Source organism: Gluconobacter oxydans DSM 3504 (assembly GCF_000583855.1).
In the GTDB taxonomy this organism is placed as follows: domain Bacteria; phylum Pseudomonadota; class Alphaproteobacteria; order Acetobacterales; family Acetobacteraceae; genus Gluconobacter; species Gluconobacter oxydans.
On sequence record NZ_CP004373.1, the window covers coordinates 41,377 to 63,880 of the forward strand.

Below are 22,504 nucleotides of genomic sequence, written 5' to 3' on the forward strand. Positions count from 1 at the left end.
CTGACCCAGTGGGCTGTATTCAGGGGCACTGAGCCCCCCTGACGGATATAAGGGTTTAATGCGATGGCGACGATTGTTCCAGCGGCTGATGTTCAAGCTGCCGGGCATTGAGGTCATCGGCCGAGACTTCAGATGCGACCGGCGCCTTCCGGGGAACGGAAACAGGCGGTGCTCTGGGGGGCGCAGGCGCGACTGCCAGCGGCGCAGCGGTTGCTCCCGGTACGGGAACCGGCGCATTGGGCTGCACCGGCAGCGCGATCCCCGATCCGAATGCTCCGGAACGGATGGCATCGGCCGTCACCTCGACATTCCGGCGGACCTGCCCTTCTTTCCCCAGCGGCGCACTGGTTGCCCCGGCCGTGGTCAGGACGATACCGCCAGCATTGCCGAACGACATCCGGAACGGAGCGCCTGCGGGATCGCCCTGCCAGCTTTCACCCGGCTGCATCACACGCGACATGAGAACATGCCCGTCCCGATCCCTGACCTGCGTCCAGACGGGAGCCAGCGCCCGGAGCACAACAGCTCCTTCGGGTACAGCCGGCGGCAGATCCGTGGCAGGCTGACCGATCGCTCCAGTCTGCTGCGAAGGCGGGGCCTCGCCTGCCGGGGGCGTCTCTGAATCGTCATCCGAAGCCGGCGAAGCCACAGATGGTACAACCGTCGAGGGCGTGGGTTGTACCACTGAAGGCGCTGCAGGAACATCCGGCGCCGGAGCATTCTGCGTCGGTGCGGCCGCCGGAGCATTCTGCGTCGGTGCGGCCGCCGGTGCCGGCGCTGCGGGAACAGAGGACGCCGTCACGGGAGCCTGAGGCTCCGGCGTCGGAGCACGTCCGGGCATCACTGAGGCGACCTGCGGAGAGGTCATGGCAGGGGTCGCAGCCCCTGGCATCAGTTCCGCTACAGCCGGGACCTGCCTCTGGGCCGGGTTGTCATGTTCCGTAAAGCGATACCAGCCCACATAGGCTGCGACCACAACCACGAGCCCTGCCCCGACCAGCACACCGACCGGCAACCCGCGATCACCCTCAGGCTGCGGGAAAACCAGCTCCGGCTTGCGGGTTACGGCGCCACGCGTGTCACGGCGGAACCGCTCGACCAGCGCATCCGCATCCAGTTGCATGGCATGAGCATAGGTGCGGAGAAATCCCACCGCATAAGCCACGCCAGGCAGCTTCGACAGATCGTCTGCCTCGAGGGCAGCCAGCAGTTTCGGGCGGATTCGCAGCCATTCCGCGACATCTTCAAGCCGCCAGCCGAGTTCCTCGCGACGCGCACGCAGCACCGTTCCGACACTTGGCTGGTCGGAAGGTTGCGAAAACGGGCGGTTCGAGGACGGTGGGGACATGACCGGACAATCCGTTAGCTTGGCGCGTGGATGCGGGTTTCGCGCTGCTTGATGGCATCCACGGCCTGCTCAACCAGCGTCGCGATGATTTCGGCGACCGGACGGACTTCCTTGACCATGCCCACGGACTGACCAGCCATGACCGAACCCGTCTCCACGTCACCGTCGATGACGGCACGACGCAGGGCACCGGCCCAGTAATGCTCGATCGAGAGCTGGGCTTCTTCCTTGGTCAGCTCGCCACTCTGGAACTTCCGGAGTGCTTCACCCTGAAGACGCGCGAAGTTCCGGCCCCCTTCGTTCGAAAGACCACGCACCGGGATGACCGGGAACAGCTCATCGAGCTGCACGGTCGTCACCGCATCGCGGGCATTGGCGCGCAGGAAGGCCTTCTTGAAGTTCTCATGCGCGATGCTCTCTTCGGACGCCGCAAACAGCGTTCCGAGCTGCGCACCGGCCGCGCCCTGTTCCAGATAGGACAGGATCGCGTCACCACGGCCCAGCCCACCGGCAACAAACACGGGAACATCACGGATATGCGGCAGGATTTCCTGCGCCAGAACCGTCAGCGACACCGGACCGACATGGCCGCCGGCTTCCGAACCTTCGATCACAAGAGCTTCAATGCCCATGCGCACCAGACGCTTGCCAAGAGCCAGAGCCGGAGCGAAACCGATCGCCCTCGCCCCGCCATCGCGCACCTTGCGGATCGTGGCGCTGTTCGGCACGCCGCCTGCGAGCACGATGTGCGAGACATCATGCGCCAGACAGACATCCACCAGCCGGTCCAGCTCGGGGTGCATGGTGATGAGGTTCACGCCGAACGGGCGCTTCGTCATCGCCTGCGTGGCAACGATTTCCTCTTCCAGACGCTCGGGCGACATCGCACCACAGGCAATGACACCGAATCCGCCGGCATTGGAAATCGCGGAAACCAGATGCCGCTCGCTGACCCAGGACATGGCGCCGCCAAGGATGGCGACTTCGCTCCCGAGGAAGTCACAACCCGGCTTCCACAGCCGGTCCAGCGTCGCGCGGGCGTTCAGGGTTTCGCTCACGCGTCGGCTCCCTCTTTGGCATCAAGGCCATAAGCCGTGTGCAGAGCGCGCATGGCCAGTTCGGTATATTCGGAATCGATCAGGACGGAGATCTTGATCTCGCTCGTGGAGATGACCTGCACATTGATGCCGCGGTCGGCCAGCGTGCGGAACATCCGCGCGGCCAGACCGGCATTCGAGCGCATGCCGATACCCACGACGCTGATCTTCACCACGTTGTGTGACGTGATCAGTTCGCCATACTGTACGTATTCGCGGGCCTTCTCCAGCACGGCGCGGGCAGCGGCCTCATCGGCCTTGCTGACCGTGAAGGTCATGTTCGTCATGTTGTCCACGCCGACGCTCTGGACGATCATGTCAACATTGATGTTCGCGGCTGCCAGCGGATCGAAAATCGCGGCGGCAATGCCCGGACGGTCCGGAATGTTCCGCACGGAGATTTTCGCTTCGTCATGCGAGTTTGCAATCCCCGCAACCAGTTCCTTCTCCATGATCTCGTCCTCATCAACCACAATCGAACCGCTGTCGTCATCCGTCTCGGCGAACGAGGACAGCACCCGCACACGGACACCCTCGCGCATGGCGAGACCGACACTGCGGGTCTGAAGTACCTTGGCGCCTACCGAAGCCAGTTCAAGCATCTCCTCATAGGTGATGCGATCCAGCTTCTTGGCGCGTTTCACGATGCGCGGATCGGTCGTGTAGATCCCGTCCACATCGGTATAAATATCACACTGATCAGCATTGATGGCAGCAGCGACGGCCACGGCGGACGTGTCCGATCCTCCGCGTCCCAGCGTCGCGATGCGGCCATCGGGGCCGACGCCCTGGAAGCCGGCCACAACGGGCACGACATCATCATCCAGACAGGCCAGAAGCGCCGTGCCGTCCACGCTCTCGATGGCGGCCTTGCCATGTGCGTCGTCCGTCACGAGCGGGATCTGCCAGCCCTGAAACGACCGCGCTTTCACACCAAGCGCCTGAAGCGCGATGGACACGAGCCCGCTCGTCACCTGCTCGCCGGCGGCCACAACGGCATCGTATTCTTTCGGATCGGCCAGCGGGTCCAACTCGGCGCAGTATCCGACCATCCGGTTCGTGACACCAGCCATGGCGGAGACCACGACGGCCACACGGCGGCCGCGGTCATGTTCCGCTTTCACGCGTTTTGCAACGTTCCGGATGCGCTCGATATTCCCGACGGACGTGCCGCCGAATTTCATGACAACCGTCTTCCGTTTCCCGCTTTCGCCCTTGATGGCGGCATGGGGATCGGCACGACCGGAAACCTGGTCGTGGACGGGAGTATCGGGCATGGACATCGCGGATAAGGCTCCAGTACGTGTCTGGCGTTGCGCGCTCGGGTCTGGCATCGGGTACGGCAAAGACATGCAAACCACCCGGCACCTGGACAGACTCTGCCGGTCCACATACTCGTCTCGCTCCGCCACGTCCAGATGACGTGCGGCAGACAGGCACACAGAAGGAGAATTCTGATGCCCACAGAAACATCCCCGGGACAGGATTCCAGACGCTCATCCGTATCGGAATCCGAAATCGCCCATTTCAGCGCCCTGGCCGAGGACTGGTGGAATCCGCGCGGCCCCATGGCCCCGCTGCACGCCATGAACCCGCTCCGCACCGAATGGGTCAGCCGTCATGTCGCCCCCCTGCGCAAGGCGTCTTCCGGGCCTCTGAGCCTGCTCGATATCGGCTGCGGTGCCGGTCTGGCCAGTGAGGCCTATGCCAAACTCGGCTTCGACACACTTGGAATCGATGCCAGTGCGGCTGGCATCCGCGCGGCTGAAGCGCATCTGGGCGCCCATCCCCTGCCACCAGAGGCAGCCTCCCTGTCCTATCGCAATGGCAGCGCGGAAGATCTCGTTGCGGAAGGCGCGCGCTTTGATGTCGTCAACGCCCTGGAAGTCATCGAACACGTCAATGATCCGCAGGACTTCCTGATCATGCTGGCCACGCTGACAAAACCGGGAGGCATGGTCGCCGTATCCACCCTGAACCGGACACCGCGCTCTTTTGCCGTCGCCAAGCTTGGCGCGGAATATCTGCTGCGGATGTTGCCTGTGGGCACGCATGACTGGAAGAAGTTCATCAAACCCGACGAACTCGCCGCCATGGCCCGTCGCGCAGGCCTGCGCATGCTGGACATCGCGGGAATGAGCTACCTCCCGTTCCAATGGCGCGAAAGCCGCGATACCGGCATCAATTACATCGCGATTTTCCGCAAGGACTGAACAAAAAAAAGGCGGTTGCAGCGCATTATTCTGCTGCAACCGCCCTTTTCGGATTAGTGCTCGATCAGACCTGCGTGTTCATGAACGCAAAGGTCGTCGGGCTGCCGACCGGCGTGAAATTGTTCGTAAACGCAATTTCGCCCGTCTTCTTGTCCACCTTGAAAGAGGTCACGGCATCCGAGCGCTGGTTGGCGCAGAACAGAAACGCTCCGGACGGATCGAACATCAGCGCGCGGCCGTAATCCGCATGCATCCAGACCTCGTCCTGAAGGGTCAGGGTCCCGTCCGCGCCGATGGCGAACACGGCCAGCGAATCACCCAGACGGTTGGAGACATAGACGAACTTGCCACTGGCCGAGATCAGGATTTCCGCTGCAAGCGTCGAACCCCGGAAATGCGACGTCACCGTGCTGACGGTCTGAATGTCGCTGATCGCGCCCGTTGCCGGGTCGAAATTGGAAACGACAACCTTCGAATCTTGCTCGCACAGATTGTACAGGATGCGGCCGGAATGATTGAACTGGAAGTGACGCGGCGCCGAGCCCGGTTCCATATCGTAATAGGGCGTCTTGGCCGGGATCAGCTTGCCGGTGTCGATGTTCAGCGTCCAGACATAGACGCGGTCCAAGCCCGCATCATCCGCCAGCACGAACTTGCCGCTCGGGTCTGAATGGATCATGTGCGGGTGTGAACCCGAATGATCGGACACGGCGAAATTGCCCTGCGGATTGTCCGAAGCCCGCTCCGGCTGGCGCGGCCCCGTATTGTGCACGACGTCCGAGGCCTCACCCAGCGATCCGTCCGAGCGGATCGGCAGAACGGCAACGCAACCACCCACATAGTTGGCAACCAACACGTAGCGACCCGAATGGTGGATGCTCAGATGAGCCGGTACGGCACCTTTCGAGCTGACAACGTTCAGCTTGCGCAGCGAACCTGTTTTGGGATCGATCGCAAATGCCGTGACGGAGCCATCCCCATCCTTGTTGAAATCGTCAATCTCGCTCAGCGCGTACAGGAAGCGCTGGTCCTTCGAAATCGCAAGGAAAGACGGGCTGGCGATATCCGTGAAGGTCGTGATCGGCGTCAGAACGCCCGTATCGCGATCCATATCGAAAACGGAGATCCCCTGCCCGTTCCCGGTTCCACCTCCCGGCGGCCCATGTTTCGTATATCCGCCGACGAAACAGATCGTCTTTGCAACCGGCTTCGGCGGTGGCGGAGGTGTCGGAACTGCCTTTTCAGGGTCAGCGGCCCCGGCGACACCAGTGCCGGCCGCAGCAACGCCGGCAACCAGTCCGACCGCAAAATTACGGCGGGAAACAGGGTGGGACATGATGGATCTGCATTCCTTTCAGTATGGCAGGGATAACGCCCGCTACCAGGAAAAGACGCATTCCCGACCCCGATACCGGTTTCCCGGCCACTGGTTCAGTGGGCGTCCTTCGGCAGTTTGCATTGCGGCCCCACGGGTGGACCAGCATAGCGGGTCCAGGTCTGGGTTTCCCCCAGAAGGGGCATTCCCAGAACGAATCCGCGCAGTTTCAGGACATTGGGCTCAGACACCCATATCCGCGCCTGATAGACCCGTCCGGTCCGCGGATCAAGAATATGACCCTGCCACTTGCGGTCCTCAATTGGGACAAAGTCTGTCAGCATACGGATTCCACACTGCGACCGCCCCCAGACATCCTTTGGAACAGCCCCATCATAAGCCATGCCAATCAGCTGCCCGCAGAGCATGTGACCGCAGGGCTCAATGGAAAACAGGCCGTCATGCTCCTCGGACAGCCACAGCCCCTCTTCGGGAATATCCGAAGGAGCCGCACCTGCTGAAGCGGATGTCTGCGCCTGTGCCGGGACACAGGAAAGTGATGACACAGCCAGCAGGACAGCCGCGAAAAAGCCTGCTCCCCGCATTCAGACCTTGCCCAGCAGGGCATCGAGACGCCCCGCACGATCAAGCGCCATCAGGTCATCACAGCCTCCCAGCCCCTTACCGTCCACAAAGGTCTGCGGCACGGTCCGGCGACCGGACCGACGGATGGACTCCTCGCGCTCGGCCGATCCGTGAGGCGCGTTGATTTCCTGAAACTCTATCCCCTTGGAGCGCAGCAGGCTGACGGCATGCACGCAGTAAGGACATCCAGGCTGGGTATAAATCTCGACTTTCGACATAGGATCCTCATTCCTGGACAAAGCGCGGGTTCTGTTCATCCACTCTCCCGGTCCGCGCTGCAACCAAAATATCCACGCTCGCCGCACCGGCCTTCATCAGAGCCATCGTGCAGGCCGATGCCGTAGACCCTGTCGTCAGCACGTCATCCACAAGCAGAATGGCCTGTCCCTCTATCCGCGCTCCACGTCCTTTCCTCACCCGAACAGCATGTTCCATCTCGCGCTCACGCTCCCCGGCAGACAGGCGGGCCAGCGCGCGCGTGGAGCGGACACGCTGAAGAGCATCCACCACACAGGGCAGACCCGCAAGCCGTGAAACGCCCTGCGCCATCAGGGCGGCCTGATTGTAACGCCGTTTCCACAAACGGGTGCGATACAGCGGAACGGGCACAACAAGCGTGACGTTCCGCAGCATATCCTCAGCGGCCGATGCCATCTGGCGGCCTAGAACGGCTGCATTTTCAGTATGATCAGAATATTTCAGCGGCAGGATCAGGCGCCGCGACCACGTATCGTAAACGAAAGCCGCCCGCGCCGAACGCCAGACCGGCGGATGGGCCTGACAGGCCGCACAGCAGCTCTGAGGACCGCCCAGGCCCTCGTTTTCCAATGGAACACCACAACGGTGACAGCTGGGAGAAACAATCCGGTGAGCGGCCTGGAAACACGTGCCGCAGAACGCACCTTCCGTCATGACTTCCGTCCCGCAGGCCGCACAGGTCGGCGGCAGAAGCGTATCCAGAACAACGCGCGCGCTGCGGGTCAGAAGCCGTTTCACCCTGTGCGCGGTATCAGTTTGAGCGTGATTCGGGATGCGTCGATCAGGACCTTGCCCTGATGCTGGAAATTGACGGTCACCCGCTCTCCCACAGCCGACTGGACCTGGCCCCAGCCCCATTCGGGGTGATCGGGATGCTGGACAATCTGTCCTGGCTCAAGAAAGGACTGAAAGGGCCCGGTCACTGACAGACCTGCCAGAAGACCGGAACCCGTTCCATGTCAGTGCCCTGCATTCTCGCCGGAGAAATCAGGCGCCTCGAGACCGGAAGCCTCAAGCTGTGCCGCCAGCGCTGCCTTCAGACGATCAAGCCCGGCGTCGTCACGCGCTTCCGCCCGGGCCACCAGAACGGCCTGGGTGTTGGAAGCACGAAGCAGCCACCAGCCATCGGGCGTATTGACGCGGACACCGTCAATTTCGGACACGTCCGCGCCCTCTTTCCGCAGACGGTCGGCCACTTCCGTGATGACCTCGAACTTGCGTTTGTCATCGCAGTTGAAGCGCAGCTCCGGCGTCGTAACCGTCACCGGCAGACTGTCGCGGAAATCCGAAAGCGGCCCCGGCAGACGCGAGACAATCCCCAGAACCCGCACGGCAGCATAAAGCGCATCATCAAAACCGTACCACTTGTCGGCAAAGAAGATATGCCCGGACATCTCGCCCGCCAGCGGCGAGCCGGTTTCAGCCATCTTGGTCTTGATGAGCGAATGGCCCGTCTTCCACATCAGCGGCTGTCCACCGGCCTTTGCGATCTCGTCGAAGAGGATCTGGCTGGCTTTCACATCCGCGATGATCGTAGCCCCCGGATGACGGCTCAGAACGTCCTGCGCCAGCAGAACCAGCATCTGGTCACCCCAGAAGATCTGGCCGCGATTGTCGACAATACCGATCCGGTCCGCGTCACCATCAAAGGCAATCCCCAGATCGGCCTGCTTTTCGTCCACAACGCGGATCAGGTCCTGAAGATTTTTCTCGACCGTCGGATCGGGATGATGGTTCGGGAAATGCCCGTCGATCTCTCCGAACAAAACCGTATGCTCGCCCGGAAGACGCTCGACCAGACGGCTGAGCACGGCGCCAGCTGCGGAATTACCATTGTCCCAGACGACCCGCAGTGGCCGGATCCCATCGTAATCCTGTACAAGCCGGTCAATATAACGGTCGGAAATATCGATTTTAGTCGCAGTTCCGTTCGTCGCAGGAAGAACGTCGCCGGATGCGGACAGACGGCCCAGTTCGCGGATCTGGTCGCCGTAAAACGGCTTGCCGCCCATCATCATCTTGAAGCCGTTGTAATCGGGTGGATTATGGCTCCCCGTGACCATGACGGCACCATCGGCCCTATCCGCCACGGAGGCGAAATAGAGCATGGGCGTCGGCCCACATCCGATCCGCGTCACCTGCGCTCCGGATTCGACGGCGCCCCGGACCAGCGCCTCCTCCAGCGCCGGCGAAGACAGACGGCCGTCATATCCGACCACAATCCGCTTCCCACCGGCGCGGATCACCATACTCGCAAATGTGCGACCAATGGCGAACGCGTCGGCCGGATGCAGCGTCTTTCCGACGATCCCGCGGATATCATATTCCCGCAGGCTCGTCGGATCGAAATCATGCCGGAATGGCATCAGGGCGCATCCACATACTGCTTGTACTTCTTGAGGAACGCCTTCACGGACCCGCCAAGATCCTCGCGGTCGATCGAGAAGGCGATCTGGGCTTCGAGGAACCCGGCCTTGTCGCCGCAGTCATAGCGCGTACCTTCGTAGCGCAGACCATGGAACGGCACTTCGCCGATCGTCTTGGCCATCGCATCCGTCAGCTGGACTTCATTGCCCGCGCCACGCTCCAGCTTCGCCAGATACTTCATGACGTCCGGCGTCAGCACATAGCGACCGATGATGGACAGGTTCGAAGGGGCATCTTCCGGAGCCGGCTTTTCAACCAGCCCCTTGACTTCGACCAGCTTGCCGTCATCGCTGCCGACGTCGAGGATGCCGTAGCGGTTCGTATGCTCGGACGGAACTTCCGTGACTGCCACGACATTGCCGCCGGTCTGGTTGTAGGCCTCGACCAGCTGACCGATGCAGCTGCGTCCCTTGACGATATCGTCCGGCAGGAGAATGGCGAACGGATCATCTCCGATGAACGAACGTGCACACCAGATCGCATGACCCAGACCCAGCGGCTCCTGCTGTCGCACAGCCACGAGGGAACCTGCCTGCACACTGCTGGGTGCAAGCGCATCAAGTGCGCTCTTCTTGCCCCGCTCCTTGAGCGTTGCTTCAAGTTCGTAGGCAATGTCGAAATAATCGATCAGGCTGTCTTTGCCACGACCGGTCACCAGACAGAATTCTTCAATCCCGGCTTCGCGGGCTTCATCGATCGCGTACTGGATCAGCGGCTTATCGACGACAGGAAGCATTTCCTTCGGCATGGCCTTGGTCGCAGGCAGGAACCGCGTTCCGAGACCGGCAACAGGAAGGACAGCTTTTTTCAGTGGCTTGATCACGAAACCTCACACATCAGCCGAAATAACGCCCGACCGCCGAACCACAAGGTCAGACGCTCTCAAGGACGCAACAAGGAATAACCCTGTCTCAGCAGTCTGGCAACAAAATGGCACAGACCGGAGACCAGTAGGGAAACGCTTCGCTCCCCTGCGGGGTTTATTTCATGATGTCTGATTTTTACTGGGATACACCGACATCTGAATGTCAGTGGTGCGGCCGAGAAGACTCGAACTTCCACGGGGTTGCCCCCACAAGCACCTCAAGCTTGCGCGTCTACCATTCCGCCACGGCCGCCCCGTGACAAACGACCCTGCTTCGTGCATGACCGTCCGGTGTGGAAGGGGCTATAGCTGATGCCGAAAACGAGGGCAATGACCCGAAATGAGATTTGTGAAGAAATTTTGTGGAAATCCTCCCCGGGACTGACCCCCTACCCCGAGGCCCTGACCTTCATGGAGGAGCGTGCGCGGGCCATTCATCAGGGCACAGCAGAACCGCTGGTCTGGCTTGTCGAGCATCCTCCCGTCTTTACGGCAGGCACCTCCGCCAAAGACGCGGACCTCTATAATCCTCACGGCTACCCGACCTATTCCGCCGGACGCGGCGGCCAGTGGACCTATCACGGACCGGGACAGAGGCTCGGTTATGTCATGATGGATCTGACGAAGCCCAACGGCACCGTCCCGCCCCGCGACCTGCGCGCTTTTGTCGCGGGACTGGAAGGCTGGATGACTGACGCCCTCGCCCGGCTCGGCGTCACGGCCTTTACCCGCGAAGGCCGGATCGGCGTCTGGACGATCGATCCCCTCACAGGGCTGGAAGCCAAGATCGGGGCGCTGGGCATCCGCGTCAGCCGGTGGGTCAGCTGGCATGGCGTTTCGATCAATGTCAGTCCCGATCTGACCGATTTCGATGGAATCGTGCCCTGCGGCATCCGCGAATTCGGCGTCACCAGTCTCCAGCGATTCGACAGCAGCCTGACGATGGCGGATCTCGATGACGCCCTCGCCGCTGCATGGCCAGGACGGTTCAGCTCTATCCCGCGGGCGGCGTGAAGACGGACGGGGCGATCGCCACGCCCTGCTGCACAGCGGAAAGCTCCACCCCGAAATGATGCTGTCGGGCATCCACGCCCTGCAACCCGATCAAACCGAGCTGACCGTTCACGTCCGAAAACTGGATCGTCAGCAGCCCCTGGGACGGATTATCCGCCTGCGCGACCGAAATCTGCAGCGATCCGTCCCCATGCCGCACATCCGTAACCTGCACGTCACCATCGAACCGGATCGGATATTTCAGCAGCAGGCCGAGCGGATTGTGACGCAGCGACAGATGCGTGACAGCGCCCGTTGCCCGATCGTCGAGCACAAGGTGCCCGTCACCCGCGACGAGTTCCATCGGATGCGGCGCCACATAATCCAGCCTCAGATGCCCGGGAATATAGGAAAAACGCCCCGCGCTCTCCCCGGCATCCGGCCCATGTTGCAGGAAGGCGGCCTGTAGTCCCTGAACACCGTTCAGATAGGCCTCGATACGATGCACGTCGTCCTGCTCGGCCGCAGGCAGGTGGCCATAGCCACCCGTCGCACAGCCTGACAGCAGAAGGAGGGCCAGCAGAGCACGTTTCATGGGGTTTTCTCTCCCTGCAGAACCAGGGACAGCGCATGCAGTCCGGAGCTGAACTCCTCAGCCAGCAGACCATTGACCAGCCGATGGCGCGCCACCCGGTTCAGTCCATCAAACCGCGCACTGGTGATGGCGACATTGAAATGCGTCTCCCCACCGCCCCCAAGAGCCTTCGCACCAGCATGATGCGCATGACGGGCGCTGTCATCCTGGATCTCGAGCGTCGTGGGCAACAGTTCCCGTCGAAGGATCGCCTCGATCCGTTCCCGTCGGGTGGAGTGCGGCGTGGAAGAGCGTGAAGCTGTTTCAGACATGATGAAAATCGTCCAGCTGGAGGAATGGCCGCTTGCATCGTGCGGCTGTGATTGCCCATATCAGACACCATGCAGCGCAAATCCACCAGACACCGGGCCTTCGATCCCGATCCTGACGCGCCGGAACAGGTCTGCGACCATCCGGGCTGCAACGAACCTGCGGGCTACCGTGCGCCGCGCGGGCGCGATGCCCTGCGCTCGTATTTCTGGTTCTGCCTTGAGCATGTCCGCGAATACAATTCCCGCTGGGATTTCTATCGCGGCATGACGCCGGGCCAGATCGAAGCGCATCTGCGGGCTGACGTCTCATGGCAGCGTCCGTCCTGGAAGCTCGGCACCGGCACGGCCAACAAGGCCGAGTTCAACGAGGATGACATCCTCGACCCGCTCGACATTCTCGGCGCGACCCGTCACAGCCGGGCCGAGCGGGCGAAAGATGCGGCCCGCCAGCGCGCGTCCGCCCAAGCCGCCGGAATCCCCGAGCCCCTGCGTCAGCCCCTTGCGACCCTGGATCTGACATGGCCTGTCTCTTTCGATGACGTGAAAACCCGCTATCGCGCCCTCGCCCGCCAGCATCACCCCGATGCCAATATCGGCGATGCGAAATCCGAAGAGCGTTTTAAAGCCATCGGCTCGGCCTATGCCGTGCTGAAAGTCCATTTCACCCGGCAGGATGATTTCGTTTCCTGAATTTTTAGACTGGAACACAGGACGCCGAGGCTCCATCTTCTCCAGAACGTCCTGATCCAAGAGCCAGAGAAAGCCCAAGAGTCCCATGAGTGATTTCGCGACGATTGACACCCCGGAAGCCGTGACCACCGCTGAAAATGCTGCGGTCCCGACCAGCGTTCTCGGCGCTCCCGATCTCATGGTCTCCTCGGCAGAACTCTTCGGCATCCGCACGGACATGCAGGTTCCGGCCTATTCCGTACGCACGGAACATGTCCCCGACATCGACCCGTCCTACAAGTTCGACGAGGACACCACCCGGGCCATTCTCGCGGGATTCGCCTTCAACCGGCGCGTCATGGTCCAGGGCTTCCACGGCACCGGCAAGTCTTCCCATATCGAGCAGATCGCCGCGCGCCTGAACTGGCCCTGCGTCCGGATTAACCTCGACAGCCATGTGTCGCGGATCGACCTGATCGGCAAGGACGCGATCGTGCTCAAGGACGGCAAGCAGATCACGGAATTTCGCGAAGGCCTGCTTCCCTGGTGCCTCCAGCATCCCTGCGCCCTGATCTTCGACGAATACGATGCAGGCCGCCCGGATGTGATGTTCGTTATCCAGCGCGTGCTGGAAGCCGAAGGGCACCTGACGCTTCTGGACCAGAACCGCGTCATCCGTCCCAATCCGGCCTTCCGCCTGTTCGCCACAGCCAACACGGTGGGTCTGGGTGATACGACCGGCCTGTATCACGGCACCCAGCAGATCAATCAGGGCCAGATGGACCGCTGGAACATCGTCGCCACCCTGAACTACCTGCCGCTGGAGCAGGAAGTCGGCATCGTCACGTCCAAGCTGAAGATCCCCTCAGAAGACAAGGATGCCACGACGCTGGTCGAGCGGATGGTCGCGCTGGCGAACCTCACGCGGTCCGGCTTCATGGCTGGTGACATCTCCACAGTCATGTCCCCACGCGCCGTCATCGCCTGGGCTGAGAACAACCGCATCTTCAACGACGTGGCGTTTTCCTTCCGCCTCACCTTCCTCAACAAATGCGATGAGGCCGAGCGCGGAATCGTGGCGGAATACTACCAGCGCTGCTTCAACGCCTCACCGCTGGCCTGATCCCTTGTCTGCTCCCAAGACTTCCCTCACCGACGAGGAACGGCAGGAACGCTTCCGTCAGGCCACCATCGCCACCCTGCGCGCCATGGGGGGCGCGCCGGAACAGGGCGTGGATTTTCAGGGGGCCGTCAACGGCAGCCGTCAGAACGCCGCCGCTGCCGGCAATGTGGAATTGCCCTATCTGTCGCGCCACATGCACGACTGGGAAATCCGCAAGATCCGGGGGGCCGCGGATTCCGCTGCCCTGCGGATGCGGTACCATGCCCAGAAAGACGCAGGCGCCCCGGCTGAACCCGTAGCCCGCCAGGCGTTCGATGCGCTGGAACAGGCCCGGTGCGAGGTCTACGGCTCACGCCACATGGCAGGCGTACGCGCCAATCTGGAACAGCGCGTCGCCCAGCATTGCGCCGAACTTGGCTGCAACCGGATGAAAACGCGCGAGGACATGCCGGCTCCCGTCGCGCTGGATCTCCTTGCCCGAGAAGCCATGAGCGGCCATCCCATGCCTGTTCAGGCCGGAGCGGCTCTGGATGAATGGCGCGCGTCCCTGACGCCCGCAGCAAAAGCCGCACTCGCCGACATGGCCCGCACCCAGAGCGACCAGACGGCCTTCGCCCGCGCAACAACCCGCTTCCTTGGCGCCTGCAAGCTCACAACCGTCCCCGATGAGGACGAAGAGCAGATGGCCCCGTCTGATCTGCCTTCCGACGAAGAGGAAACAACGGACAGCGACGCGCCTGAGGCAGAAGGTCAGGACCAGCAGGCCCCTGCCGCCACCGACGAGGAAGAAGACGGCTATCAGCCCGAGAGCGGCGAAACCGGCCTTTCCGGCGAAAGCGAAGCCACGGAATCCACTGAAATGTCGGAAGACGGCACCGAAGAAGCTGCCGGACCTTCAGACCAGCAGGCCGACACCGGACCTTCCGAAGCCCCCAATACCTACAAGGCGTACACCACCGATTTCGATGAGGAAGTGAACGCGTCCGATCTGTGTGACGCCGACGAACTGGACCGTCTGCGCCAGAAACTCGACCAGCAGATGTCCCAGCTCCATGGCCTGGTCTCACGCCTTGCGCACCGGCTGCAACGCCGCCTCATGGCGCAGCAGCAGCGCCGCTGGGAATTCGAGCAGGAAGAAGGCATTCTCGACGCCGGGCGCCTGTCCCGCGTCGTGACCAATCCGACCCTTCCGCTCTCGTGCAAGCATGAATGCGAGACGGAGTTTCGCGACACGGTCGTCACTCTCCTGATCGACAATTCAGGCTCCATGCGTGGCCGCCCGATCGGCACGGCCGCCATCTGCGGCGACATTCTGGCCCGCACGCTCGAACGCTGCGGCGTGAAGGTCGAAGTTCTCGGGTTCACGACCCGCCAGTGGAAAGGTGGCCAAAGCCGTGAGCGCTGGCTCAAGAACGGACGCACACCCCAGCCGGGCCGCCTGAACGATCTGCGCCACATCATCTACAAGGATGCGGACACGCCCCTGCGGCGCGCCCGGCGCAATCTGGGCCTGATGCTGCGCGACGGTCTGCTCAAGGAAAACATCGACGGCGAAGCCCTGCTCTGGGCCTGGAAACGGCTGCGCCGCCGGCCGGAACACCGCCATATCCTGATGGTGATTTCTGACGGCGCGCCTGTGGATGACAGCACGTTCTCCGCCAATCCGCACAACTATCTGGAAGACCATCTGCGCAAGGTGATCGCCCGGATCGAGGCGGATCGCGGGACCGAGCTGCTGGCCATCGGCATCGGCCATGACGTCACGCGCTATTATCGCAACAGCGTCACCATCAGCTCCGCCGAAGACCTCGGCGGAACCATGATGGCCCAGCTCAGCGCCCTGTTCGCGCCTGCAGGCGCTCGTCGCGCAGCGCAATAACGGCGTCCAGCATCCGGTCGGTATGGACGGTCGTAGTCCGGTGATTGACGATCGCCGCCCGCACCGCCAGCCGACCGTTGATCTTCGTCGTGGACGGCGCGGCGATCCCGCTTTCATGCAGATCCTGCACCAGTTCCGAGACTTCGGCATCTTCAAGACCGTCGATCCCGAAGCAGACGATATTCAGCGTCACCGGCGCCAGCAAAGTCAGCCCGTCCGTTCGTTCCACACGCCGCGCCAGATCGGCGGCCACGTCACAGCATGTTTCGACCATTTCTCCCATGCGCTCAGATCCGTAATGGCCCAGCGTCATCCAGACCTTGAGCGCCCGGAAGCCGCGTGACAGATCCGGCCCGAAATCACAGAACCAGGGCGCCCCGGCCGCAAGCCCGCGCTCTTCACGCACGAGATAATCCAGAGACTGCGCAAAAGCTGCCGCATGTTTACGGCTGTCGCGCACCAGCACGCAGCCCGCGTCATACGGAACCTGCGCCCATTTATGGAAATCAAAAGCCAGACTGTCTGCTTTCCCGATCCCCTCAAGCTGCGGCTGAAAGCGAGATGAAAGACAGGCCAGCGCCCCGAATGCCGCGTCCACATGGAACCAGAGCCCAGCCTCACGAGCGACCGCCTCGATCGCCACCAGATCGTCAATCGCCCCGCAGTCAACGGTTCCAGCCGTGCCCGCAACCATGAACGGCACGAAACCGTCCTTCCGGTCCTCTGCGATCATGTCCCGCAAGGCGCTGACATCCATACGATGATCCGCCAGAACGGGGACACGCCGCAGCGCCTCGCTTCCCAGCCCTGCCAGATCAAATGCCCGCGGCAGACATCCGTGAGCGGTCGTCGCGGCATAACCCACGAGCCTGCGGCCCCCGATACCTTCCTTCCGGATGGACAGGTCCTGCGCCCGGCTTGCCGTGATCACGCTGATGAAGTTGGCCATGGACGAGCCAGTTACCAGACAGCCCGAGCCATCCTGCGGCATGCCGACCATCTGCAGGGCCCAGCGGATCACCTCGCGCTCGACCTCGATCGGCGCGTGATCGCGTCCACCACAATTCGCATTCAGGCCACCGGCAAGCATTTCCGCCAGCATCCCGACCGGTGTTCCCGCCCCATGCACCCATCCCATGAAACCGGGATGGGTATTCCCCACGCCATAAGGCACGACCAGATCAAGATAACGCCCGTACAGATCGTCGAGGGAATGTCCCTTTTCCGGCAGTCCTTCCTTCAGGGCCTGCCGGGCAGAAGATGGCATGGGTCTCCAGACGGACCCCTCTCCCACATGCTCCATGCGGTCAAAGACCTCGTCCAGCATCCGGTGTCCGATGTCACGAATGCCGCGCCAGTCGGTGGGGTCCAGTCCGGCCATGATTATCCCTTCCCCTGAAATCCGTCAGGTGTCTGCGATACAGGGCCGCCCGGTCGATGTCACGTCAGGAAAAACGCTCAGAACAGCGCAGAATACAGTGACGAACTGCTGTCGCTGCTCGAGTTTCCGGTAAAAAGGGAAAGAATGCTCGTGCTGGAGCCGCTCCCGCCATAAAGGGTCAGCATGCTTGCTGGCGTCGTGCTCGTAACGGGATGGATCTGCAGCAGGGCAAGATATTGCTGCGCGAACTGCTGGATTCCCTGCTTCGTACTGAGTTTGGACATATCCAGCTTCGATCCAAGCAGACGGACCTGCTGATCGTAATCCAGCGCACCGAACTGTGTCGTGTCAAAACCGGAAACAACCTCAGCCACTTTCAGAAGCTTCGGATCTGCCATCACATTGGCAAGAGTCATGTCCGTCGTGGCTGTCCGGGTGAAATACAGCGCATCCCCAAGACCCGGCGTCTCTGTCTGCAGACTGTCTTCGTAACTGTTGGTCAGGTAACTCTGCGTGATGCTCTGCACGGTGTCGGAAGACGCCAGAGGCGAGGTCGACCAGTCGGAAAAGGCATTCGCAAACGCCTTCCAGGCCGAATTTCCGCTGGTCTGGGCCAGGGATTTGGACGAGGTCGGATCCTGCGTCATGAGATCCTTGATGACCGCCGTCTGACCAATGACCGAGGACATTCCATAGGCCCCGAGCACCACCGTGAGGGCCTTGTAGTTTTTCAGAAGCTGCTCCGGCGTCTTGATCGAAGCGGCATCCTTCTGGAAGGCCGTGACGGCCTGCTGGGCGGAGACGCTTGTTTTTTCCCACTTGTTCGCCGAAGAGTCTTCATCCTTGATGATGGAGACATACTGCGGAATGGCGGGCATGGCGGAAATGGAGGAAGACACGCGCGTTTCTCCGAAAAAGGAGTAGGTCCGTCACTCTATCTCCCCATTCCCTAATACAGTCTTAACGTCTCCTGTCCTTCTCCACAGTCCGGAACCCCCTCATGTCCCTTCGCCTGTCCCTGCTCGCCGCCACTGCCGCGCTTCTGATTCCGGTTATGGCCAGTGCCTCCACCCTGTCCGGTCTGCCGGAATCCTGCTTCACCTACGAACTTGCCGGCACAAAGGCCGCCACGCATGGCCTGACGGCTAAAACCCTGCATGCGACCCTGACCGGCACCGACATCACGCTCGACATCCGCGGCGTGAACCTGTCCGATCCATCCGGTCACGTTGAAAGCGCCACCCTGGAGCGCTTCAACGCCGTGGCAGCCTATGCCGCACTCAGCGCCTTCCGTGGCGGGATCAGCGCGGCCTGCAAGGAGCAGAGCCTGACGATCAACAGCAGCGATATCCGTAGCGGAACCCCGCAGGCCGCCTGGACAGACGTCACGCTGGGCCGCCCCGGCCACAACATGACCATCCGTAAGGCTTCAATCCAAGCTGTCCAGACCACGCCGGACCTTCGACTGAAGGTCGAGGGCACGGGCATCCATGATACCAAACAGCCCCTCATGCCCACGCAGCTTTCAGCCGATCTGACGGTCCAGGGCCTCGATACGGCACGCCAGCAGATCACGATCAACGCCCTGCACGCCGTCTCCGGCAGCAGCGCCATCGACGGCAAGGGCAGCATCGAGCCCGGCGCAACAGCTTCTACTTCGGCCGCAGACCTGCATGTCAGCGTCACGAATGTCGACACCCTGATCGGCCAGATCCGCGACACGGCTCCCAAAAAGGTCGTGGCCGCCCTGACGATCGCCCGGCTGATGGGACGTCAGAGCGGTGATGCGACCCTGTGGGACATCGGGCTGAGTGGCGGTGTCGTGACCGTCAACCGCATCCCGCTGCCGTTCTCAGTCCCCTGATTTCGATGCCTCAAGCTTGCGGATCATCTTGCACAGAACGGTCGTGACCTTCTTGGCATAGCCAATGCGGGTCGCATTCGTCATTTCGCGGATGACCGCAAGCTTGTGATCGGGACGGATTTTCACGCCCGATTCCTTCTTGCGCGTTACCCAGTCGATCAGCGCGGCCGGATTGCGGAAACGGTTCCGGCGGAACTGGATCACCATGCCCTTCGGCCCGGTTTCCAGACGTTCCACACCAGCCTCACGGCACAGGCGCTTGATCAGGACCACATCGAGCAGATTGCCCACTTCCGGCGGAAGCGATCCGAAACGGTCCACGAGTTCGGCGCGCATGGCCTCGACCTCGGCCTCGTTCGTCAGTGACGCAATGCGCCGGTACAGTCCGAGACGCACCGGCAGATCCGGCACATAGGTTTCGGGGATCAGTACCGGCAGGCCGAGAATGATGGTCGGGGTCCAGCTGTCCTCGTCGTCCTGACGCTTGCCGCGCTCACGGCGCATATCGATCACGGCATCTTCGAGCATCTGCTGGTACAGCTCGATCCCGACTTCCTTGATATGCCCGGACTGCTCATCACCCAGCAGGTTGCCAGCGCCACGCAGGTCCAGATCGTGGGACGCCAGCGTGAAGCCCGCCCCGAGCGAGTCCAGCGTCTGCATGACCTCAAGCCGCTTTTCCGATGACGGAGACAGCGGACGCGTCTGTGGCCAGGTCAGATACGCGTAACCGCGCTGCTTGCCACGCCCGACACGTCCGCGAAGCTGGTAGAGCTGCCCCAGACCGAACATGTCCGCGCGGTGAATGATGATCGTGTTCACACTCGGCATATCCAGCCCGCTTTCCACGATGTTTGTGGAGAGCAGGATGTCGTATTTTCCGTCTGCGAATTCCGTCATGACGCGTTCGAGTTCCGTGGGCGTCAGGCGTCCATGAGCCTGCACGGTCTTGGCGTCCGGGACGATTTCCGTCAGGCGCTCGGCCATCCGGTCCATATCCGCCAGACGCGGCACGACGCAGAAAATCTGGCCGCCGCGGAATCGCTCACGCTGGATCGCCTCGCGGATCATGACGCTGTCGAACGGCGTGATGAATGTGCGCACCGCCAGACGGTCTGTCGGCGGGGTCGCGATCAGGCTCATTTCACGCACGCCGGACAGCGAAAGCTGAAGCGTTCTGGGCAGCGGCGTGGCTGACAGGGTCAGGACATGCACGTCCTCACGCAGCGCCTTCAGACGTTCCTTGTGCGCCACACCGAAATGCTGCTCCTCGTCGATGATCAGCAGGCCCAGACGCTCGAAGGACACGGTCTTGGCCAGCAGCGCATGGGTGCCGACCACAATATCCACCGTGCCATCCGCCATACCTTCGCGGACTTTCGTGGCTTCTTTCGGCGTGATCAGGCGTGAAAGCTGCGCCACACTGACCGGGAAGCCCTCGAACCGCGTCGAGAAGCTGCGGAAGTGCTGACGGGCCAGCAACGTCGTCGGCACCACAACCGCGACCTGCATCCCGGAAAGTGCGGCCACGAACGCTGCCCGCAGCGCCACTTCCGTCTTGCCGAAACCCACATCGCCACAGACCAGCCGATCCATCGGCCGCCCGGCGCTCATGTCTTCCAGCACGTCTGCAATCGCACGGGACTGGTCTTCCGTCTCCACGAAGGGGAAGCGCGCGCAGAACTCGTCCCACAACCCTTCGGCCGGTGCGAGCGTCGGCGCATCCTTGAGCGCACGGGCCGCGGCTGTCTTGATCAACTCCCCCGCCATGACGCGGATGCGGGACTTCATCTTGGCTTTACGCGCCTGCCAGGCCGTGCCGCCCAGCTTGTCGAGCTGAACACCCGCCTGTTCGGAGCCAAAACGGCTCAGAAGTTCGATATTCTCAACCGGAAGAAGAAGCCGCTGTTCCCCATCATAGAGGATCGACAGGTAGTCGTGTGCAACGCGGCCTTCGACGACCGTCTCAAGCCCCACATATCGCCCGATTCCGTAATCGGAATGAACAACCAGATCCCCTTCCGCGATCTCGCCGACCTGCGAGATGAACTGCTCGCCACGCTTGCGGCGACGGGGGGGACGGGAAATCCGCTCGCCCAGAAGATCCTGCTCGGAGACAAAGCACAGACGATCCGAGACGAATCCGCGCTCCAGACCCAGCGTCAGCAGGCCGGTCGTGCCCTTCGGCATCCCCGCAGCATCCGGCCAGTCTTCATAGGACGTCGTCGTGACACCATGCTCGGCTAGAAGATGCGAAATCCGCTCGCGCGATCCGCGGCTCCAGGCCGTGACATAGGTCCTGCGTCCTGCCTCGGCCCAGGTTTTCACCTGCTGTCCGAAGGCTTCGAACATCCCGGCCCGGCTTCCGTCCTTGGCGCGCGCGAACAGCGGTCCGGGGCGATAGCCTGCATCCACGCCCTGAGCCGTATCCGGCATGGCAAATGCATTGAGGATGACGGAAGGCACATCCGCCAGCATCGACTCCCAGCCGTGAGCATCCAGATACAGCCTGTGCGGCGGCAGCGGACGATACGGAATTTCGCCCTCACGCGTCGGCACACGGCGGGCCTGATAATGATCGGCTATCATGTCCAGCCGCGCCTTGAGGATTTCCGGCGCATGATGGTCAAAGCTGACCGCACCACCCGGTAGATAATCCAGCAGCGTTTCCATCTGGTGTCCGTCACCGTCATGAAACAGCGGCAGATAATGCTCCAACCCCGGATAGCGCCGCCCGTCGGAAACGTTCTCGTAGATCGTATCGGATGTCGCGGCTGAGCCGAACGAATCGCGCCAGCCTGTCCGGAAGCAGCTGATACTGTCAGGACCCAGCGAGAACTCGGACACCGGCCGCAGTTCGAAACGCTTCAGGGTTTCGGTGGAACGCTGCGTTCCAACGTCGAACGCGCGGATGTTCTCGACCTCATCCCCGAACAGGTCCAGACGGATCGGATCGCTCTCGCCGGCTGGGAACAGATCGAAAATCCCGCCCCGTGTCGCGAACTCGCCCGCTTCCATGACCGTATCGGTCCGGGTGTAGCCGTTGGCGATCAGCAGTTCGATCAGCATGGCCTGATCGAGGCTCTCACCCGTCTTCACGCTGATGGACTGCCCACGGAATGCCGAGCGCGGGGGCACGCGCTGTACCAGACTGTGCACGGTCGTCAGAACGATCCGCCGCGCCTTGGTGGGCTCCAGCAGACGGCACAGCGTCCCGGCCCGTTCGGCGATCAGAACCGGATTGGGCGAGACGCGGTCGTAAGGCAGGCAGTCCCAGGCCGGCAGACGCAGAACCTCCACTTCCGGCATGAGCCAAGCCAGCATGTCGGCCAGCGCGGCCACGGCAGCGTCATCACGCGCAACATGCAGCAGAGGTCCGTCATGCTCGGCAAGGCGCTGGCGGAGAAGAAAGGCCACACTGCCATCCGGCACGCCCCAGACGGTTGGTCCGAAAGACCTGCCGAAGGACGCTGTGGACATTTCACGGGTCATGGTTTCGTTTTGTTCCATCCTGCTAATGC

The 22,504-nt window shown here is 62.1% G+C and carries 21 protein-coding genes and 1 tRNA gene; 6 read left to right on the forward strand and 16 right to left on the reverse strand.

The annotated features are described in order from the left end of the window. Positions 1 to 55 precede the first annotated feature (55 nt). From GLS_RS00175 to GLS_RS00185, 3 genes are read right to left on the reverse strand one after another with little or no spacing between them, the layout of a single operon-like run. The gene (locus tag GLS_RS00175) at positions 56 to 1,348 is read right to left on the reverse strand and encodes a helix-turn-helix domain-containing protein (RefSeq protein ID WP_041110423.1); all 1,293 of its coding nucleotides are present in this window, start codon (positions 1,346 to 1,348) and stop codon (positions 56 to 58) included. A gap of 14 nt (positions 1,349 to 1,362) precedes the next feature. Continuing rightward, a complete protein-coding gene (locus GLS_RS00180) occupies positions 1,363 to 2,406 on the reverse strand; it encodes an NAD(P)H-dependent flavin oxidoreductase (protein ID WP_041110425.1) in 1,044 nt (347 codons plus the stop codon). Further along, entirely contained in the window at positions 2,403 to 3,728 is a 1,326-nt protein-coding gene (locus GLS_RS00185) for an aspartate kinase (protein ID WP_024717303.1), read from the reverse strand. The genes GLS_RS00180 and GLS_RS00185 overlap by 4 nt, the downstream gene beginning before the upstream one ends. Before the next feature lie 174 nt (positions 3,729 to 3,902). On the opposite strand from GLS_RS00185, the gene ubiG reads away from it, so the two are divergent. Continuing rightward, on the forward strand, positions 3,903 to 4,658 hold the full coding sequence (ubiG, locus tag GLS_RS00190) for a bifunctional 2-polyprenyl-6-hydroxyphenol methylase/3-demethylubiquinol 3-O-methyltransferase UbiG (RefSeq protein WP_041110429.1): 756 nt from the start codon (positions 3,903 to 3,905) through the stop codon (positions 4,656 to 4,658). Between the two features lie 64 nt (positions 4,659 to 4,722). Here ubiG and GLS_RS00195 read toward each other — a convergent pair whose 3' ends face one another. From GLS_RS00195 to GLS_RS00225, 8 genes are all read right to left on the reverse strand, one after another. Continuing rightward, a complete protein-coding gene (locus GLS_RS00195; protein WP_041110431.1) occupies positions 4,723 to 5,994 on the reverse strand; it encodes a lactonase family protein in 1,272 nt (423 codons plus the stop codon). 95 nt (positions 5,995 to 6,089) lie between these two features. Further along, the gene (locus GLS_RS00200; protein WP_041110433.1) at positions 6,090 to 6,578 is read right to left on the reverse strand and encodes a DUF2147 domain-containing protein; all 489 of its coding nucleotides are present in this window, start codon (positions 6,576 to 6,578) and stop codon (positions 6,090 to 6,092) included. Next, positions 6,579 to 6,836 (reverse strand): glutaredoxin 3, encoded by a 258-nt coding sequence (gene grxC, locus GLS_RS00205; RefSeq protein WP_011251643.1) that lies wholly within the window; start codon positions 6,834 to 6,836, stop codon positions 6,579 to 6,581. Positions 6,837 to 6,843: 7 nt separating this feature from the next. After that, positions 6,844 to 7,614: a ComF family protein gene (locus GLS_RS00210; protein WP_226986594.1), complete on the reverse strand. Its 771-nt coding sequence runs from the start codon at positions 7,612 to 7,614 to the stop codon at positions 6,844 to 6,846. After that, positions 7,611 to 7,805 (reverse strand): DUF3553 domain-containing protein, encoded by a 195-nt coding sequence (locus tag GLS_RS13020; RefSeq protein ID WP_062449727.1) that lies wholly within the window; start codon positions 7,803 to 7,805, stop codon positions 7,611 to 7,613. Before GLS_RS13020 ends, GLS_RS00210 begins: the two co-directional genes overlap by 4 nt. 30 nt (positions 7,806 to 7,835) lie before the next feature. Then, positions 7,836 to 9,242 (reverse strand): phosphoglucomutase/phosphomannomutase PgmG, encoded by a 1,407-nt coding sequence (gene pgmG, locus GLS_RS00215; protein ID WP_041110436.1) that lies wholly within the window; start codon positions 9,240 to 9,242, stop codon positions 7,836 to 7,838. After that, on the reverse strand, positions 9,242 to 10,126 hold the full coding sequence (gene galU / locus GLS_RS00220) for a UTP--glucose-1-phosphate uridylyltransferase GalU (RefSeq protein WP_041110438.1): 885 nt from the start codon (positions 10,124 to 10,126) through the stop codon (positions 9,242 to 9,244). Before galU ends, pgmG begins: the two co-directional genes overlap by 1 nt. A 209-nt stretch (positions 10,127 to 10,335) precedes the next feature. Then, positions 10,336 to 10,421 (reverse strand) — tRNA-Leu (locus GLS_RS00225). A 59-nt stretch (positions 10,422 to 10,480) separates the two neighbouring features. Here GLS_RS00225 and lipB point away from each other — a divergent pair. Continuing rightward, positions 10,481 to 11,182 carry a lipoyl(octanoyl) transferase LipB gene (gene lipB, locus GLS_RS00230; RefSeq protein ID WP_405002420.1) on the forward strand — a complete coding sequence of 234 codons (702 nt, stop codon included), beginning with the start codon at positions 10,481 to 10,483 and terminating at the stop codon, positions 11,180 to 11,182. Here the strand turns inward: lipB and GLS_RS00235 are convergent. Together GLS_RS00235 and GLS_RS00240 are read right to left on the reverse strand one after the other, a co-directional pair. Beyond that, complete coding sequence (locus GLS_RS00235; protein ID WP_041110442.1) at positions 11,163 to 11,756, reverse strand: LolA family protein; 594 nt, start codon at positions 11,754 to 11,756, stop codon at positions 11,163 to 11,165. The two genes, lipB and GLS_RS00235, sit on opposite strands and share 20 nt — an antisense overlap. Continuing rightward, a complete protein-coding gene (locus GLS_RS00240) occupies positions 11,753 to 12,067 on the reverse strand; it encodes a BolA family protein (protein WP_052327394.1) in 315 nt (104 codons plus the stop codon). Before GLS_RS00240 ends, GLS_RS00235 begins: the two co-directional genes overlap by 4 nt. Positions 12,068 to 12,136: 69 nt before the next feature. Between GLS_RS00240 and GLS_RS00245 the strand changes: the two genes are divergently transcribed. From GLS_RS00245 to GLS_RS00255, 3 genes are all read left to right on the forward strand, one after another. Next, positions 12,137 to 12,757: a DnaJ domain-containing protein gene (locus tag GLS_RS00245; protein ID WP_041110444.1), complete on the forward strand. Its 621-nt coding sequence runs from the start codon at positions 12,137 to 12,139 to the stop codon at positions 12,755 to 12,757. 85 nt (positions 12,758 to 12,842) lie between these two features. Further along, positions 12,843 to 13,859: a cobaltochelatase subunit CobS gene (gene cobS, locus GLS_RS00250; protein ID WP_041110446.1), complete on the forward strand. Its 1,017-nt coding sequence runs from the start codon at positions 12,843 to 12,845 to the stop codon at positions 13,857 to 13,859. A 4-nt stretch (positions 13,860 to 13,863) separates the two neighbouring features. Continuing rightward, positions 13,864 to 15,738 (forward strand): cobaltochelatase CobT-related protein, encoded by a 1,875-nt coding sequence (locus GLS_RS00255; RefSeq protein WP_041110448.1) that lies wholly within the window; start codon positions 13,864 to 13,866, stop codon positions 15,736 to 15,738. Here GLS_RS00255 and GLS_RS00260 read toward each other — a convergent pair. Both GLS_RS00260 and GLS_RS00265 read right to left on the reverse strand, forming a co-directional pair. Beyond that, complete coding sequence (locus GLS_RS00260) at positions 15,692 to 17,119, reverse strand: pyridoxal phosphate-dependent decarboxylase family protein (RefSeq protein WP_041110450.1); 1,428 nt, start codon at positions 17,117 to 17,119, stop codon at positions 15,692 to 15,694. The two genes, GLS_RS00255 and GLS_RS00260, sit on opposite strands and share 47 nt — an antisense overlap. Before the next feature lie 77 nt (positions 17,120 to 17,196). Continuing rightward, positions 17,197 to 18,018, reverse strand: coding sequence for a DUF1217 domain-containing protein (locus GLS_RS00265; RefSeq protein WP_041110452.1), 822 nt, complete (start codon positions 18,016 to 18,018; stop codon positions 17,197 to 17,199). Positions 18,019 to 18,119: 101 nt separating this feature from the next. Here GLS_RS00265 and GLS_RS00270 point away from each other — a divergent pair, with 101 nt between their 5' ends. After that, on the forward strand, positions 18,120 to 18,983 hold the full coding sequence (locus tag GLS_RS00270; RefSeq protein WP_041110454.1) for a hypothetical protein: 864 nt from the start codon (positions 18,120 to 18,122) through the stop codon (positions 18,981 to 18,983). Here the strand turns inward: GLS_RS00270 and mfd are convergent. Next, complete coding sequence (mfd, locus tag GLS_RS00275; RefSeq protein ID WP_041110456.1) at positions 18,972 to 22,493, reverse strand: transcription-repair coupling factor; 3,522 nt, start codon at positions 22,491 to 22,493, stop codon at positions 18,972 to 18,974. The two genes, GLS_RS00270 and mfd, sit on opposite strands and share 12 nt — an antisense overlap. Positions 22,494 to 22,504 lie beyond the last annotated feature (11 nt).

What these genes read in the sequence shown, in the direction of transcription:
- GLS_RS00175 (WP_041110423.1), bottom strand. Translation starts at nt 1,348, where the DNA reads ATGTCCCCACCGTCCTCGAACCGCCCGTTTTCGCAACCTTCCGACCAG.
- GLS_RS00185 (WP_024717303.1), bottom strand. Translation starts at nt 3,728, where the DNA reads ATGTCCATGCCCGATACTCCCGTCCACGACCAGGTTTCCGGTCGTGCC.
- ubiG (WP_041110429.1), top strand. Translation starts at nt 3,903, where the DNA reads ATGCCCACAGAAACATCCCCGGGACAGGATTCCAGACGCTCATCCGTA.
- GLS_RS00195 (WP_041110431.1), bottom strand. Translation starts at nt 5,994, where the DNA reads ATGTCCCACCCTGTTTCCCGCCGTAATTTTGCGGTCGGACTGGTTGCC.
- GLS_RS00200 (WP_041110433.1), bottom strand. Translation starts at nt 6,578, where the DNA reads ATGCGGGGAGCAGGCTTTTTCGCGGCTGTCCTGCTGGCTGTGTCATCA.
- grxC (WP_011251643.1), bottom strand. Translation starts at nt 6,836, where the DNA reads ATGTCGAAAGTCGAGATTTATACCCAGCCTGGATGTCCTTACTGCGTG.
- pgmG (WP_041110436.1), bottom strand. Translation starts at nt 9,242, where the DNA reads ATGCCATTCCGGCATGATTTCGATCCGACGAGCCTGCGGGAATATGAT.
- lipB (WP_405002420.1), top strand. Translation starts at nt 10,481, where the DNA reads ATGCCGAAAACGAGGGCAATGACCCGAAATGAGATTTGTGAAGAAATT.
- GLS_RS00235 (WP_041110442.1), bottom strand. Translation starts at nt 11,756, where the DNA reads ATGAAACGTGCTCTGCTGGCCCTCCTTCTGCTGTCAGGCTGTGCGACG.
- GLS_RS00240 (WP_052327394.1), bottom strand. Translation starts at nt 12,067, where the DNA reads ATGTCTGAAACAGCTTCACGCTCTTCCACGCCGCACTCCACCCGACGG.
- GLS_RS00245 (WP_041110444.1), top strand. Translation starts at nt 12,137, where the DNA reads ATGCAGCGCAAATCCACCAGACACCGGGCCTTCGATCCCGATCCTGAC.
- cobS (WP_041110446.1), top strand. Translation starts at nt 12,843, where the DNA reads ATGAGTGATTTCGCGACGATTGACACCCCGGAAGCCGTGACCACCGCT.
- GLS_RS00260 (WP_041110450.1), bottom strand. Translation starts at nt 17,119, where the DNA reads ATGGCCGGACTGGACCCCACCGACTGGCGCGGCATTCGTGACATCGGA.
- GLS_RS00270 (WP_041110454.1), top strand. Translation starts at nt 18,120, where the DNA reads ATGTCCCTTCGCCTGTCCCTGCTCGCCGCCACTGCCGCGCTTCTGATT.
- mfd (WP_041110456.1), bottom strand. Translation starts at nt 22,493, where the DNA reads ATGGAACAAAACGAAACCATGACCCGTGAAATGTCCACAGCGTCCTTC.